Source organism: Candidatus Latescibacterota bacterium (genome assembly GCA_019038625.1).
Lineage (GTDB): Bacteria > Krumholzibacteriota > Krumholzibacteriia > Krumholzibacteriales > Krumholzibacteriaceae > JAGLYV01.
In genome coordinates this window covers 1-15274 of the sequence record JAHOYU010000036.1, presented here as the reverse complement: position 1 = coordinate 15274, position 15274 = coordinate 1, and the positions used below count along the sequence as shown (strand labels likewise).

Genomic DNA, 15274 nt, shown 5'->3' with positions numbered 1-15274 from the left:
GATTTTGAGGAATAACAACGGTTTTCATATCATAAAACCTGTGGATCTCTGACGCTGCAGACCTGGCCGTGGCGGTCATACCACTTAGTCTGGAATAGAACCGCAGGAACTGCTGCAGGGTGATCGATCCCAGGATGGAACCTCCAGACCCGCGTCGAAGTCTTTCCTTCGCTTCTACAGCTGCCTGGAGGTCATCCGGCCAGTGACGATCCTCGACGACTCTGCCGGTGAACTCGTCCACGATCTTTATCTTCCCCTCGCGAACTATATAGTCGATATCACGGTGGATCAGATGTTCGGCATGAAGCGCGAGGTTGACTCTGGTGAGAAGCTCAAAATTCTCGGGAGCGTACAGGTTTTCACAATCCATGACCTCTTCGACTTTTTTCAATCCATGATCTGTCAGGTTGACATTTCGGTTTCCATCATCCGTTTCGAAATCGATAGTTTCCTTCAGAGCCCTTGCAATATTGCCGAGATATTCTGAAGTCGATTCCGTTTTTCCAGTCCTGCCGGCAATCACGAGAGGGACACGAGCCTCGTCGATCAGCATTGAATCTGCTTCATCGATGATGGCAAAATGAAAATCGCGGTGGACAAGATCAACATTTTCATAGCAAAGGTGGTCGCGGAGATAATCGAAGCCTGCCTCTCTGGATGTTGTATAGGTGATGTCGCATGCCCAGGCATTTCGTCTTTCTTCAGTAGACATACCTTCCTGGATGCATCCGACACTCAGACCTAAAACCCTGTATATGGGGCCCATCCAATCCGCATCTCTGCTGGCCAGGTAATCGTTAAATGTGTGTATATGGACGCCCTTGCCCGTCAAGGCGTTGAGGCAAACGGGAAAGACAGCTGCAAGCGTCTTGCCCTCTCCTGTGCCCAATTCGATCACCTTGCCCTGGTGCATGGCGATTCCCGCAATCACCTGTGTATCAAAGGGGCGTAGTCCGATCACGCGTCTGGACGATTCTCTGACCAGAGCATAAGTCTCCACCATAAGATCACCCAGGGGCACGCCCTCTCTTGCCTGTTTGGTGAGCCGCGATGCCATGCTTTTCAGATCGTCGTTCGATAATTCTTCCAGGTCGAAGTCGTTGATCCGGTCGAGGATCTTTCGATAGTCACCAAGATCCCATTCAAGGGGAACTCCGTGTAATTTGTTCCAGATGTGCAGGAGTCTGGTCTTTATAATATTGTTCATGGTTTCCTTCCAAATAACAAAGCTGAAACAGCCCGGTTATTATTTCAAGATTCAAAAAATGACTGGAAAGGAAACTCAGAAAGGCGGACTTCGCGGACCTGAATGACGACGGATGAATACCGGCATCAATGAGACTTGACGGAACATCCTGAAGAAGAAATATATAAGCAGCAGACACAAGACAAGGGGAAGAAGGAGCATTGCTGGTGTGAACAGCAGTGTAAACAGAAAGAATAAAGATAATAACAGCACGGGTCTTGCTCCCTTTTTGTATTAAGATGACGCTAAGTAAATATATCGCAGATCCAACCCGGTGTCAAATGATAGGTGCGTGGATGAACTAAACGGGAGGGACTGGATAAATAATCAGCGGTGGGGCGGACACTTGACAACTACGGGTTTTGTGGATACGCTTTGGCGGGACAGGGAAATATTAATTGTACCTCCAAAAACTAATGATCGATTGTAAAAGAATCGTTACCGTCTGTCTTTTCTTTCTGATCGCAGTTCATTATGTGGCCTGTGATGGTGGGATGGATCCTGTAGATAGTGCATCTTTACGCGATCCGCAGGAAGAAAACCCGAAACTGACTCCGCAAGACGACGCGGACGCTGAGAACATGGCCCTCTGCCTTTCTGGAGAACTCATTGCGCCCGCCGAATTATACGAGAGAATACATCAGGATCTGGAATATATACGAGGTCACTATGGTTCAGAGCATGATTGGCTGAACAGGATCCACTTCATCGCACCCTGGGTGACTAGCGAGATCATGATCCTGTTTGATTTAAATACCGGGGGTCAGGTCGCAGACGGAACATACGATGCCTGGGACAGCCTGAATGTCGTTCACGAAGTGACCGGGATCACATCATATTGGGCGTCCGGCTATAATTGGTGCAAGTTGAAGTTCAGCGGGAGAAGACATCCGAAAAGACTCTCCGAGATATACGGAAATCTGCCGGGAGTCAAGCACGCCGAGGAGATCTCGGTAACATACTGGTGTTATAATCTCTTTCCAAACATCAGCCGCTTTCGGAAGGGGTCCGGGATATCTTATCTATTTGGAAGAGGAGAGGGCGATTGCTGGGGTGGGTATTCCTTCGGTGAATTCTGGTTTTTTATCTCTGATGGCGAAAACGTGAGGCTTGAAGGACACTGGAATATGTATGAGCCTCTTCCGGCAGGTGAAGATCACATTCCAGCTCTGAACGATTCTGAATTACTCGAGAAGGCCAAACTTAACATAGCGGATCATCGTAATTTTTAATCTATTGGTGAGCTGGGCTTTCGATAATGAAAACGCTTCGTTCGCTGTGTGGCACCGAATAGAATCTTGAAAAACCCCGGGTGATATGATAGACTGATTCTCAAGCGGTAAAAGTAATATTCAATTCTGTGAAAACAAATCTCCTGGAGGGAAAAATGGGTAGCAGGCGTAGTTTCTGGACAGCAGTCGTTATCCTCGGATTTGTGCTTACGTGCTGGACCTCCATCGCTCAAGCGGATGTCTGGGTACTCGGAGTGGATCCTGATACAGGAACGAAGTCGATTCTGCGCAATACAGGTACGACATTCGATCTGGTAACAGACGCACCTTCCTGCACAGGTTATTATTCGGTTTGGGGAGCCGCTTCAAATGACGTCTATATAGCTCCCGGAGAAAGTTATCTTCTTCATTTCAATGGATCCGGTTGGGAAGAGATCGATGTGACAGGCAACTTCACTCCTGATCTTATCGACAACCTGCGCATTTACGATGTGATGGGGTATGGGTCGGACGACATCTTTGCCTTCGGCACGGTGACTCCTGACGATTTTGACTGGTATTGGGGGCCTGATAACCGCTACTGTGTCGTGTTCCATTTCGACGGGTTTTCCTGGGACCCTGTTGCCACTTTTGGGACAGGCATAATCAATAAAGGATGGGCTTCGGAGAATGGGTGGTTCTTCGTGACGACGAGGGTGATCCAGGGGCATCCGTATGTGGGCGATGAAGTGAGGCTTTACTACCTCGATCCCCTTGATGTCGAAACCTGTATCACTGAAGCGACATACGAATCGTATGGCCCTTTCCATGGTTTAGGGGATGGGTTCGTCTATGCCACTTCCAATTATCCTTATGCTCATATCATCGAATGGAACACCAATGTCGGACATATGGGGTCCGTGGATTTCGACTGCGCCGGAGATCCTTGCGGTCTGGCCCCATATTATTTCAATTGTCTCTGGGGAACAAGCAATTCTGATCTTTACCTTTGCAGGTCGAACGGCAGCGTATACCATTATAATGAGAACACTTTTGAACTCACAGAGATGACAACTCCAGACGGGCCTGACATCCGGGCGATTCATGGAAGCAGTGCCGGGGACATCTGGGGTGTCGGAGACGACGGGACAATAATTCATACTTATTACTGGGAAGATAATGACGAGTGGATATGGATCCCTTTCAGTGCGGGAACGACTGACCATCTGTCGGATGTCTGGGTGTCTTCTGAGAACACGGTCGCTACTCTACTCCAGTCGCATATTGCTGAACCGGTCGATGACGGGATATTGATCCGGTGGACTCTCTCTACGCTGGATGAGGGCGACAGGTTCGAAGTGGAGAGGCGGAACGGCGCAGATGGTTCTGTCTTCACCATGCCTGGTGAGGCGATTATTCAGGATGGGCTGACAGTCCGCTGCTTAGACCTGACAGCAATGCGATCGATAAGGTATCAATACGACGTGTTTCTCGTCAGCCATCAGTCCAGGACACTTCTTTTCAGGAGTGATTTCATGTCTGTTCCCGAAGGAAAGGTCATTCTGGGCCAGAATTACCCTAACCCGTTCAATCCGTCGACCACGATCCGGTATTTCCTTCCCGGCGACAGCCATGTCAGCCTTGCTGTCTACGATGTGGCCGGTCGGTTGATAACCCGTCTTGTCGATGAAGTTCTTTCTCCTGGATGGCATGAGACCATCTGGGGTGGGCAGAACTCCCGCGGTATCCCACAAGCATCTGGTGCCTACTACTATAAGCTGGAAGCAGGGAAGACAACGGAAACGAAAACAATGATTCTCACGCGCTAGTACCCGGCTATTGGAAAATCGATTATACTGTGTTTCGAACATGTTCTATAAAAAAGGCTCCCGGAATCGTCCGGGAGCCTTTCGATAATAATAACACATCTCCTGCCGCAAGGCAGCGCGAGACGATTATTTAAGCGCGCACTTCAGTGCGAACTGGAAACGCAGATTATCGTATTCGGTAAGTGTGTCGGTGACGTCAGTGCCGTCATTGACTCTGCTGAGGTACTCCGTCTTCGTTAAGGCGACCTCGAAGATCGCCGTGATGTTCTTGTTGACGCTGTAGAAGACGTTGCCGAAGAATTCGGAATTGAGGTCTTTCATCGAGTATGCTCCAGAGTTGTCCGGGCAGAGCCATTCAGCCTCATCGGGATCGTCAAAACCGTAGCCGAGGTTGAATGTCACACAGGCTTTGGGTTTGAGAGAGATCATCCCCCAGCCACCCATCGTAGGAAGCGCGTCGCCGAGAGGATTGTAGCTCTGGCCGATGCCACCGAGATACTGGCTCATGTTCTCGCCCATGAAGAACTCGCCTTTCAGGGCGATCTTCTTGTTCACCGCGACGGACAGGTCGGTGTTGAACGACCAGGAGTCGACAGACACGGAGTCTTCGGTGCCGTAGGTCTCGCTGCCATAGTGTCCCGAAACACCGATGCTGAGTTTGCCTTCCTCGCCCATCTTCGTGGCGAAACCGAGACGGCCCTGGAAGGTCGGAATTCCGGAGTCGGCGCCATCTTCGACCAGCGCTACCGAGGATGTGTTGGATTCATCATAGAAATCGTAACGATTACCGGTGATATTCCTCATGATACCGGCATCGAACTTGATCTTGCCGTTCTCTCCCGCATCGGCCCAGGTGGTGAAGCGAAGCTGCGCGCGGCGGTAACCGACATTCCCCTGGTACCACAGGACCGAGTAGTTTGCGGTCGCAGGGTTCAGGGGAGAGATGATATCCCAGGTCTGTCCGGCGAGGATCGTCCAGTTGCACTTGCCGAACTTCATGTAGGCGTGCCTCAGCATGGGAACAGGCTTGTTCTCGGTAGGCCCGTTGTTCTGAAAGTCGAACTCCATATAAGCTTTTGTGGTCCAATCCTCGTCCTTCCACCAGAAATCGAATCCGAGCCTCGATTCGCGGGCAGTGAGGAAGAGCTCGCTGTTGTTTTCACCTTCGAAGGCGGGGACGTAAAGGGCATAGTTGCCGGGGTACATCCTCGTCATGTCGTAGATAAAGCTGGTCTTCAGGTTTCCACCGAACTTGAAGCCAAAATTCTTGTCCTTGCAATCTTCTCCGGCGAGGGCAGGTACCGCGAGGACGATGATTAGAGACAGGGTGATCATAAAACTGATAGTTCTGTTCATGTCACTTTCCTTCCCTGGTTAAAGGCACGAAACGTATCCAGCTCAAGACACGAAAAACATATGATTGACTTTTATAATCCAGCGTCGGGGTTCTGTCAAACATTATATTTTCTTTATACTTCGGCTCTTATGCGGGAAATATTGAGGGAAAAATAAAAAAAGATCGGAGGTTCCTTCTGGAGAGGATCTGTTCAAGGCAGCCTGAGACTCAGTACCGTTCAGGAGGTGCCGATCATCCGTTCGATCGAAAGGCGGGCCGCCGAAGCTGTTTCCTGATCTACAGCGATCACGGGCTGAAGTGTTTCGAGGGACCGGGCTATCTTTTCCAGGGATATCTTCTTCATGTTCGGGCAGAGGGCGTTCGGCGACGCAGGCAAGAATCGCTTGTCGGGGTAGAGCTTTGCAAGCCTGTATATCATTCCGACTTCGGTTCCCACTATGAATGTGGATGCGCTGCTTTTGCCAGCGTACCTTATCATCCCCCCGGTACCGAGAAGGATGTCTGCTTCAGCCGCGATCTTCGGGTTGACTTCAGGGTGTACCATTACGACAGCGTCCGGGAATTCCTCTCGAAGAGCCCTGATCTCTTCTGGCAAAATCCTCTGATGGGAGGGGCAATACCCGTTCCACAGGTGGACGGTGCGGCCTGTCCGCGATGCGGCCCATCCGCCAAGATACCGGTCGGGTCCAAAGATGATATCATTATCCTTCGGGACCGAATCCATGAGTTCAACAACATTGGCTGAAGTACAGCAGACATCTGTAAGGGCCTTCACTGCGGCTGTGGAGTTTACATACATTATCGTCACTGATCCGGGGTGTTTTTCCTGGAAGGCTTTTAATTGCTCCGCGTCGAGCATGTCTGCCATCGGGCACCCCGCGTCCGGATCCGGCAGGATGATCCTTTTATCCGGAGAAAGTATGGCAGCCGTTTCGGCCATGAAATGGACACCGCAGAAGATAATTATATTGTTCGGAAGGGTCGAGGCAAGCCGACTGAGATCGAGAGAGTCGCCGATGTGATCGGCAATATCCTGTATCTCGGCTGGCTGGTAATTGTGCGCCAGTATAACGGCGTCCTTTTCCGCCCTCAAGCCGCGGATTTTTTCAACTAATTCACTTCTGGGCATAAGGCTGGTCCGCCTTGTCACGAAAGCCGGGGTGGAATAGATCCTTGTGTGATCCCGGCGGTAGTTACTTTTTCAAACTGGTTCCGCAATGGGGACACTCGTCTTTCGAGTTGTCCGCTATTTTTCCACATTTGGTGCACGCGGTGAACTCAGCCTTGCAGGATTTGCAGAATTCGGAAGACTCTTCCACCGATGCGTCGCAGAAAGGACATTTATTTTCTGTATGTTCGGCCTCTCTCGGGCTTGGTAGAGAGGCTGGTTCTCCCGTTTTGAGGCTGTGTCTGTAGTCTTCGATAGCCTTGTGCAGTGCATCGGCTCCGAGATTGGAGCAGTGCATCTTGTGCCCTGGCAGCCCGTCGAGTTCCTCGGCGACCCTTGCGTTAGTTATTTTCATGGCCTCGTCAAGGGTCTTGCCCGTAGCCATTTCGCTGATCATGGAGGAAACGGCAATAGCAGCGCCGCAGCCGAATGTCCTGAACCGGACTTCCTCGAGCCTGTCGTCAACGACCCTTATCATGAATGTCATCATGTCACCGCAGACGGGGTTCCCGACTTCTCCTACTCCATCAGGATTTTCGAGATCCCCGACATTTCTCGGGTTCATGAAATGATCCATTACTTTTTCACTGTATGCTGGCATATCTATCTCCTCTTTTCCATTCCCGTTTCTGTGGGGATCAACCCAATCTCACAGGGGACGCGGGAGGGTCTTGAAGGCACGCTTCCAGAAGGAAAGCACGCCACATTATTTCCATACCAAAATAAATCTACTTTATCTGAAAAGTAAAGCAAAGAAAAAGTTCATCCGGTTTTTTTCGGAAAGGTCGGAGTGACCACCGGGCAGGGATATTTCCTCGTTCGATATCGAACGAGCAGGCGAAAGACAACGGCATGGCCTTCGTCCTCATATGCCTTGTTCTGACCTTTTTCCTCGACGACATCCTCTACGCAAAGATAGCGATCGTACTGCTTGTCGTCGACATGACCGTGCCAGCGCTCTTCAAGTATCCGGCCTATCTCTGGTTCGGACTCTCACGTCTGATCGGGAGCGTCGTATCAAGAATACTACTGACCCTGATCTATTTCATAGTTGTGACACCGGTCCCCCGTGTCAGCGCGGCTGCCTGTCCCGGTATGAGGTCAGTTCACCCATTACCACGTAACATCAGCACAGGAAGACACTATTAATAGAATAGTTTCCCGGAACGATCCCGACCTTCCGCTCGCTGTCTGCAGCCAGCCCTTCCCTTCGAGCCCTCTTTCTGCTATATTTTATACAGGTCCTGCAGACAGGGAATTGCCGCTTATCCTGAGGGGGAGGATCCATGATCAAGATCGGGATATCATATCCGGGAAGAGTCCGATCGGTATTTCTGAAAAAAGTTGCCATAGTCTCGATCGCGCTGATAATGGCCTTTTCGCTGACCCTGGTGGCAGCGTCCGGGCGGGCTGCCGCGGATGAAAATGATAAACGAACGAAAAGAAAAGACCACGAACGCGATAAGGATACCAGGAATAAGAAGGTCGATCCCGAAAGGACCAGAGACAGGAAAGAGAGAGACGAACACGGCAGGCGCTCCAACGATGAGGTCAAAAGGCCTCGCAGGCTATCGGTACCCAACAATCCTTCTGTGCCCCGCAGGCCGCGCAAGCCCAAAGGGCCGAGGAACAAACGTATCATTCCCGACCCTCCAGGACCTTATACCGGATTCTTCCACCATTGTGTCCGCCACGAACCGAAGGATTTCAATCTCGGACATGTGGAGATAATCATCATAGACCACTACTGGCCCGGAATATACGACGAGGGCTATGACTCTCCTCCCGATTCATATATTGAAGGACTTTTCGATGAGAACAGTTTTTTCATAGCTCTTCCGTTTGGCAGCATACTACCCTGGGAGGTGGGAGAGGATTTCCTGATATGGCTGAGGAGTCTCGAAGATGGCGGACAGGAACAGTCTTCCCTGGTCTGTATCATCCAGATGATGGAGCCGGGAGACTTTGACGATTTCCTGACGCGCTTCGGCAGGGAAGATGAAGAGATGATCTATTATGACACCCTTTCAGACAGGAGTTTTCTTGTGGCGGCTCCGGTCATGACGATATCGAGGCTTCTGTCGGATACCGGAATCAGATGGATCGGAGAGTACCGGGACGAGTATAAGATCGTACCCGGCGAAAACGGGCTGAAGATATATATTTCCTCGCTTGAAGGAGACAGGGATGAATTCAGGTCTGACCTGGAGACATCAGGACTGACGATAGAGGATTTCAGAGAGATCACCGGGGAATATATCGTCCAGGGCGGACAGGATATCATGCTTGAACTGGCTGGACTCTGGTGGATTGGCAGGATTTCGGGAAGGCCATCGAGGAGGATCAGATACTCTGATGACTATGGTATGGCTGTTCCGGAACAATAAAATAGTGGAACTACCGTGCTCCGATGACATATAATATATACCCGAACGATAACTGTCCCCGCTCCCCTGTTCGCGGGTCTTGCCTGTGATGCAGGTACCGGGGCAGTGTACTTTTTGGCCTGTAACTTTTCCGCGGCCTGCGGATAGGCCGGCAGCGCTTGAGATCTGCAAGCTGTACCGTGGAAAAGTCGGGCGTGAACGGAAGGAAAGATATGGAGAGACTTGGCAGAATGGCCGTAGCCGTGGTGCTGCTGCTGGTGCTGGGCGGGATATTCATCTCGGCCACATTGCAGGCAGCTGGCACGGACGGGCCAAAGTTCTTTGTCAGGGAAAAACAGGTGGACCTCGGTGAGTATTTCGAAGGCATCGATATAGCCTACGAATTCATCGTGAGAAACAACGGAGTAGGTGAGCTTCACATCAATAACGTGAAGCCTGGCTGAGGCTGCTCAGTGGCCGACTTTGACAAGGTCATCCTTCCCGGGAAGGAAGGAAAAATAGGAATTAAAATAGTAGGTTTCAAGATACACCCAGGGCGGTTCACCAAAGCGTTCACCGTAACGACGAACGATCCCGAAAGCCCGAAGATCATCCTTAAGGTCACCGGTGTCGTAAAGAAGGTCTTCGACTTTACAAAAAGTTTATCGCTTTCTGGTTTTGCGAACGAAGAACTCAAAATAGAGACCGTGATCACCAACAAGCTGCAGAAGCCTGTCCAGATCATCGGATGGCACTGGAGCAAAAAGAGTAAGGATTATGAATTTCTCACAGAGCATATCAGTGTGAAGCTCGAGGCTATTGAGAGTGGAAAACAGTATCGCCTCGAGACAAGGACGCGGGACGTAGTTCCTTTCGGACAGTATACGGGCGATATAATCCTGGAAACGGATTTTGCTGATCTGCCCGAGAAGAAATTTGCATTCCGGATGGTCATCACTCCCGATGTGCAGGTGCATCCGGGTACGGTCATAATGAGAGAGATGCGGATGCAGGAAGGTGTATCGAAGAGTTTCGAAAAGGTCGTGTCTATTATCGCGGCAAGGGGAGATTCCCTGAAGATCCTCGATGTTATCCCCAGCAGGGATGACATCACTGTGAACCTGAGGGAAGTAAGGCCCGGAAAGGCGTACAGCTGCAAGATCAGCCTGCGCCCGTCGGCGGAATCGGGAAAATACATGGGGTCGATCAAGTTCATCACCAACTATCCAGGGTATGAAGAGATCGAAGCCCAGATTCGTGGTACTGTAAGGGTCAGTAGCGGGAAAAAATAGTCAGGAACGGCTCAAGGGGGGGCTGTTTCTTTAGATTAACGGAAGGGGCGTGCCGGTGATCTGGTACGCCCCGTTTTGAAAGGAATGGCATGAAAAGACACTTTATTATGATCCTTGTCGCCTGTTTTGTTCTTCCCGCGATGATTTCAGCGCAGGAAGTCGACAAAGCCCGCGAGGAGTTCGATGGGATCATGAAATCACTTGAGGCGAAGAGGTCTTCGACTCCGATGCCTAAGCTGATAGACATGGCCGAAAGGGAGCTGTTGGCATTTCTGGAGAAACATCCGGGAACAGAAGCTGCTGGAAACGCGCATTTAATGCTTGGCCAGATTTATTCGAGCATTAACCGGTTGGAGGATGCCGAGAAACATCTGCTTCTGTATTTCGATAAGGATATTCCTAAAAACCCGAAAGATCTGGGCATTGCGAAATTCTCCATGGGAAATCTCTATGTCTCGATGACGAGATTCGACGAAGCGGAAAAGGTCTTCCGCGAAGCAGTAGAAGCATCCGGTTCAGACGCAAAGATGAAACAGATGGCGCAGTCCATGATCGACAGGATGAGCATCTTGAAGAGCCTGGCGATCGGCAAGGTTCCCGACGATTTCAGTGCTACCGCGACTGACGGGAAGCCGATCAGTTTCGGCCAGTATAGAGGAAAGGTAGTCCTGGTCGATTTCTGGGCGACCTGGTGTGCCCCCTGTCGCACCGAGATGCCCCACGTTAAAAAGGTGTATGATAAATACAATCCGAAGGGGTTCGAGATCATCGGTATCTCCATGGACGACAATAAAGCAAAGCTGGACGAATATATAAAAAATAAATCCATAAAATGGCGCCAGATATTCGATGGAAAGGGCTGGAAGTCTGAACTCGGTCAGAAATATGCTGTTGCGTCGATCCCTACGACTCTGCTTCTCGACCGCGAAGGTGTTATAAGATATAAGAACCTGCGTGGCGACGAGCTGGAAAAAGCGGTAAAAGAACTGACCGGCAACTAAGAAGATCGTATCAGGAGCTTCACCGCCGGTGGGGCTCCTGATATTTAAGGCATTGAGCTTCCGGTGACCTGACTCGAATAATAATAGTTAAGCACCGAATAAAAATAGTTAAGCCCTGAATTATTTTGTTGACTTTACCACAAAAAATATACTATTACTTAAAAGTCGCGGGGCAGGTTTTGCGATTTATTTTGCGCTTTTACGGCAGGAAGCTATATGGATTACAGGAAAAGCAGTGAGATCCTCAAGGCCGTTTCGCATCCTGCCAGGATGGAGATCATTGACCGACTCCAGCGGAACGGGTGCAATGTCTCCCTGATCCAGAGGAATCTGGGGCTTCCGCAATCGACTATATCCCAACATCTTAAGATCTTAAAAAATGCCGGCATCATTTCCAGCCGCAGGGAGGGTACGAGGGTCTGCTACAAGATAGAGATTCCTGAAGTGCGCCGGATCATCAAGATGTTGAAGAAAGCGTAGCCTGTTTTTTTTAATAAAATATATCGTACTATTTGAATAGTCTGATAAAGAAATATCCAAGTAGCGCGATATATTGATGAATAAGCTCGTTTTGAGAGTGTTCTGCCGGATTCAGATGATTTTCCGGGATGTTTTGAAAGTGGATGAATGAACTGAGGACTTACTAAAGTAAAAGGAGGGTTTCAAATGGACATGGACGTTAATGTCGACAAGACTCTGGATTGCAAGGGGCTTTCCTGCCCGATGCCTATGCTGAAGCTGGCCAAGGAGATGAAAGGCATGGATGGAGGGCAGGTACTGGAAATGCTCGGTACCGACCCCGGATCGAAGGGCGATGTCCCCGGATGGTGTGAGAAGACTGGTAACGAACTTCTGGGCGTCGAAGACAATGCGGGCGTTTTCAAGTTCTATATCCGTAAGGGTTGATTCAAACACGGATAACGAGATGCATGGTAAGAGAGCAGATAATGAAGGAGAATTAAATGGGAGACCCTAAAAATGGTGCCTGGCGCCAGTTGTGGGCTACATTCTTCGGCAAGACCTGGCCAGTATGGGCCGGCGGAATCGTTCTGGCTTTTCTGAACATATGCCTTTTTCTGGCTAAATCGCCCTGGGGTGGCAGTGGCACCTACACGAACTGGGGAGAGAATGTCTACCAGGCGATCGGGCTTTTCGGCATTGATCATGTAAAGCCGGTACTGGCGCATTCCTACGGCCTTCTGGGTTTCATGACCCTCCTGGGCGCCTTTGCGGGAGCTCTTTTCGGCAGGGAATTCGCGCTGAGGATCCCGCCCATGGGTGAGATGCTGAAGGGCCTCATCGGTGGAGTACTTATGGCGCTTGGCGCCACCCTGGGCATAGGATGCACGATCGGTGGGTTCCTCAGTGGATGGGCCGCACTTTCAGGTGGAGCAATAATCCTGGCCCTCGGATTCCTGATCGGTACATATTTCGCCCTCAAATATCTCATCTGGGAGATGGAAGCGCTTCCTAAGATGAGTATGGGAAAGACTTACACCTTTTTGGCCGCTAAAGGAGCGGGGGGTGTGTGGCAGCCGATTCTGGGCACCATTCTGACAATCTTTCTGCTGGTAAGTTTCTCTATGCGTTTCCGTGCGGACAACGGCATGGCGATGTTCGCTATTATCGGGCTGGTGATCGGGATCGTCCTTCAGCGATCGAGATTCTGTATCGTCAGGGCATTTCGCGAGCCTTTCATGACGGGTGAGTCGGAAGCGCCGGTCGGCGTGATGGCCGCGTTGGTCGTCGGTATCATCGGTTTTACCGTTATCAAGTATATGGGTGTCGGGACCTCGACCCCCGGAGCCGCGAGGGCACTGGCTATGGTCTGGGTATACCCCCATTTCTGGCTCAGGGCGATCATCGGTGGTGTGATCTTCGGGCTGGGTATGACTGTGGCAGGTGGATGCGCCGTCGGGACTCTATGGAGAGCCGGAGAGGGTCATATCAAGCTATGGTTCTCCGCGATAGGGTTTATGCTGTTCGCTCCCATTTCGAAAAAGTTCATCGTACCGGGATTTGCTGAGATGCTCCCCGAATGGGCGAAGCAGAAGGTGTTTCTGCCAGACCGTTTTGGATATGGAGGAGCAGTCCTGATTTTCCTTGTAATTATAGCCCTCTGGTACGGTTTCGTTAAATGGAACGAACGGACCGGCAAGTTTTCCGCCATATAAGGAGAGGTGAAGAATGAAGTTATTAATGACGATCATGATTGCCGCTCTTGCGATGGGTCTTCTGGGATGCGGTGGAGCCGGTGTCGACGGCAGGGCTCCGCATATTTACGATGACGCAAAGCAGATGGTCCGCGAGGCCAAGGCGGGAATCGAACAGATGGATATCGAAGAGTTCAAGGTGAAGATGGACAGCGAGGATGTTTTCTTCCTCATAGATGTCCGTGAATCTGACGAATATTTTGAGGACACCATTCCCGGGGCAGTGAATATTCCCAGGGGGGTCCTTGAATTCAGTATCGCGGACGCGAAATTCTGGGATTCCGAAGGTTTCTTCGCTCCGGAGAAGACAGACGAGATAATCATCTTTGGATACAAGGTAGAGAGGGGCCCCCTGGCAGCGGAGACGCTGGTCAAGATGGGCTATACGAATGTAAAAGACCTGTATGGTGGCTGGGTAGTGTGGGATCAGGGCCCTGAAGCCCTCGATGTGGAAGAGGAAGTGGTAGAAGAAGGCGGATGCGGGGGTTGATAGAGGCTGAGAAGTCTTTTGTGATTGATTAAAATTGAAGCAGGAAGGCACAGGATTCAAGCCCGAAGGAGGTACCCCTGACCCCGGGTGCGAGCAGGAAAGAAGAAACGGCACATTAGTTCCTGTTTGCAACAACTAAGTTAGCAGGATTATGGCACTGAAAAGAGAGAGGCAGTGAATATGTTTGGAAAAGTAAGGTATTTTCTGTTCCTGACGGCCCTGATGGCCCTCTTCCTTGTTACGGGTTGTAGTGAGGATACTACCGCGCCAGTGGATTCCGGCTCGGTACTGAGGGACTATATGGTCGCAGAGAACCTCGAATTAAGTGATATGCTCGCCGACTGGATCATAACGGCGGCAACAGTCGATGCAAATCCGGATACATTCTATATCATGGATCTCAGGTCATCGGAGCATTTTACAAGTGGGCGTATTGAAAATTCAGTCAACACCACGCTCGGTACAATAGTGGCTGACGCGGCGGCTAACACCGGGGACAAGACCATCCTGGTAGTATGTTATACTGGCCAGTCCGCCGGTCACGGCCTGGTAGCGCTCCGCCTGAGCGGCCATCCCGACTGTAAGGTTCTGAAGTTCGGATTCAGCTCCTGGTCCAACGACTTCGACAGCTGGTCGGAAAATACAGCAAATATAGGCACGGGACATGACAACTGGTCGACCGATGCAACGGCTACGCTGGTAGCACACAACTATCCTTCGATAGCTGCGACCGCGACTTCCGGTTCAGGCATCCTTGCCGAGCGCGTAGCAGCGATGACGGCTGGAGGATTCAAGGGAACTCCGGCTGCTACCATACTTACGACTCCGACCGATTACTTCATCAACAACTACTGGGCCGAGGCCGATGTGACCACATATGGACATATCGTGGGTGCTTTCAGGATCAACCCGCTTTCTCTCGCTGGCGGAGAGTTCCTGAACTACGATCCTGAGGCTACAGTCGTCACCTATTGCTGGACCGGCCAGACCTCTTCGGTCGTCACCGCATATCTGACGGTTCTTGGTTACGATGCGACAAGTCTGAAGTTCGGCGTGAACGCCATGATCTATGATGCGCTTTCAGGCCACAAGTGGGTCGAC

General features: G+C 50.8%; 16 protein-coding genes. 12 read left to right on the top strand and 4 right to left on the bottom strand.

Features of this window, described 5'->3' with window-relative positions:
- Positions 1-1207 (bottom strand): hypothetical protein (locus KOO63_02495; protein MBU8920707.1); only part of this gene is annotated, 1207 nt, incomplete at its 3' end.
- Between the two features lie 437 nt (positions 1208-1644).
- Here KOO63_02495 and KOO63_02490 point away from each other — a divergent pair.
- Positions 1645-2478: a hypothetical protein gene (locus KOO63_02490; GenBank protein ID MBU8920706.1), complete on the top strand. Its 834-nt coding sequence runs from the start codon at positions 1645-1647 to the stop codon at positions 2476-2478.
- 155 nt (positions 2479-2633) lie between these two features.
- Complete coding sequence (locus KOO63_02485; GenBank protein ID MBU8920705.1) at positions 2634-4286, top strand: T9SS type A sorting domain-containing protein; 1653 nt, start codon at positions 2634-2636, stop codon at positions 4284-4286.
- A 126-nt stretch (positions 4287-4412) separates the two neighbouring features.
- Here KOO63_02485 and KOO63_02480 read toward each other — a convergent pair whose 3' ends face one another.
- From KOO63_02480 to nifU, 3 genes are all read right to left on the bottom strand, one after another.
- The gene (locus KOO63_02480) at positions 4413-5642 is read right to left on the bottom strand and encodes a hypothetical protein (protein MBU8920704.1); all 1230 of its coding nucleotides are present in this window, start codon (positions 5640-5642) and stop codon (positions 4413-4415) included.
- Between the two features lie 218 nt (positions 5643-5860).
- Positions 5861-6772 carry a quinolinate synthase NadA gene (gene nadA, locus KOO63_02475; protein ID MBU8920703.1) on the bottom strand — a complete coding sequence of 304 codons (912 nt, stop codon included), beginning with the start codon at positions 6770-6772 and terminating at the stop codon, positions 5861-5863.
- Between the two features lie 64 nt (positions 6773-6836).
- The gene (gene nifU / locus KOO63_02470) at positions 6837-7412 is read right to left on the bottom strand and encodes a Fe-S cluster assembly scaffold protein NifU (GenBank protein MBU8920702.1); all 576 of its coding nucleotides are present in this window, start codon (positions 7410-7412) and stop codon (positions 6837-6839) included.
- A 251-nt stretch (positions 7413-7663) separates the two neighbouring features.
- Between nifU and KOO63_02465 the strand changes: the two genes are divergently transcribed.
- The 10 genes from KOO63_02465 to KOO63_02420 form a co-directional block, all read left to right on the top strand.
- Positions 7664-7960 carry a hypothetical protein gene (locus tag KOO63_02465; GenBank protein MBU8920701.1) on the top strand — a complete coding sequence of 99 codons (297 nt, stop codon included), beginning with the start codon at positions 7664-7666 and terminating at the stop codon, positions 7958-7960.
- A gap of 137 nt (positions 7961-8097) precedes the next feature.
- The gene (locus KOO63_02460; GenBank protein MBU8920700.1) at positions 8098-9198 is read left to right on the top strand and encodes a hypothetical protein; all 1101 of its coding nucleotides are present in this window, start codon (positions 8098-8100) and stop codon (positions 9196-9198) included.
- A 194-nt stretch (positions 9199-9392) separates the two neighbouring features.
- Positions 9393-9641 carry a hypothetical protein gene (locus tag KOO63_02455; GenBank protein ID MBU8920699.1) on the top strand — a complete coding sequence of 83 codons (249 nt, stop codon included), beginning with the start codon at positions 9393-9395 and terminating at the stop codon, positions 9639-9641.
- Positions 9642-9650: 9 nt separating this feature from the next.
- Positions 9651-10469: a DUF1573 domain-containing protein gene (locus tag KOO63_02450; protein ID MBU8920698.1), complete on the top strand. Its 819-nt coding sequence runs from the start codon at positions 9651-9653 to the stop codon at positions 10467-10469.
- A gap of 89 nt (positions 10470-10558) precedes the next feature.
- On the top strand, positions 10559-11470 hold the full coding sequence (locus KOO63_02445; protein MBU8920697.1) for a redoxin domain-containing protein: 912 nt from the start codon (positions 10559-10561) through the stop codon (positions 11468-11470).
- A gap of 216 nt (positions 11471-11686) precedes the next feature.
- The gene (locus KOO63_02440; protein MBU8920696.1) at positions 11687-11950 is read left to right on the top strand and encodes a metalloregulator ArsR/SmtB family transcription factor; all 264 of its coding nucleotides are present in this window, start codon (positions 11687-11689) and stop codon (positions 11948-11950) included.
- A 186-nt stretch (positions 11951-12136) separates the two neighbouring features.
- Positions 12137-12376 carry a sulfurtransferase TusA family protein gene (locus KOO63_02435; GenBank protein MBU8920695.1) on the top strand — a complete coding sequence of 80 codons (240 nt, stop codon included), beginning with the start codon at positions 12137-12139 and terminating at the stop codon, positions 12374-12376.
- Between the two features lie 56 nt (positions 12377-12432).
- A complete protein-coding gene (locus KOO63_02430; GenBank protein ID MBU8920694.1) occupies positions 12433-13644 on the top strand; it encodes a YeeE/YedE family protein in 1212 nt (403 codons plus the stop codon).
- 13 nt (positions 13645-13657) lie between these two features.
- Positions 13658-14173 carry a hypothetical protein gene (locus KOO63_02425; GenBank protein ID MBU8920693.1) on the top strand — a complete coding sequence of 172 codons (516 nt, stop codon included), beginning with the start codon at positions 13658-13660 and terminating at the stop codon, positions 14171-14173.
- A 180-nt stretch (positions 14174-14353) separates the two neighbouring features.
- Positions 14354-15274 (top strand): rhodanese-like domain-containing protein (locus tag KOO63_02420; protein MBU8920692.1); only part of this gene is annotated, 921 nt, incomplete at its 3' end.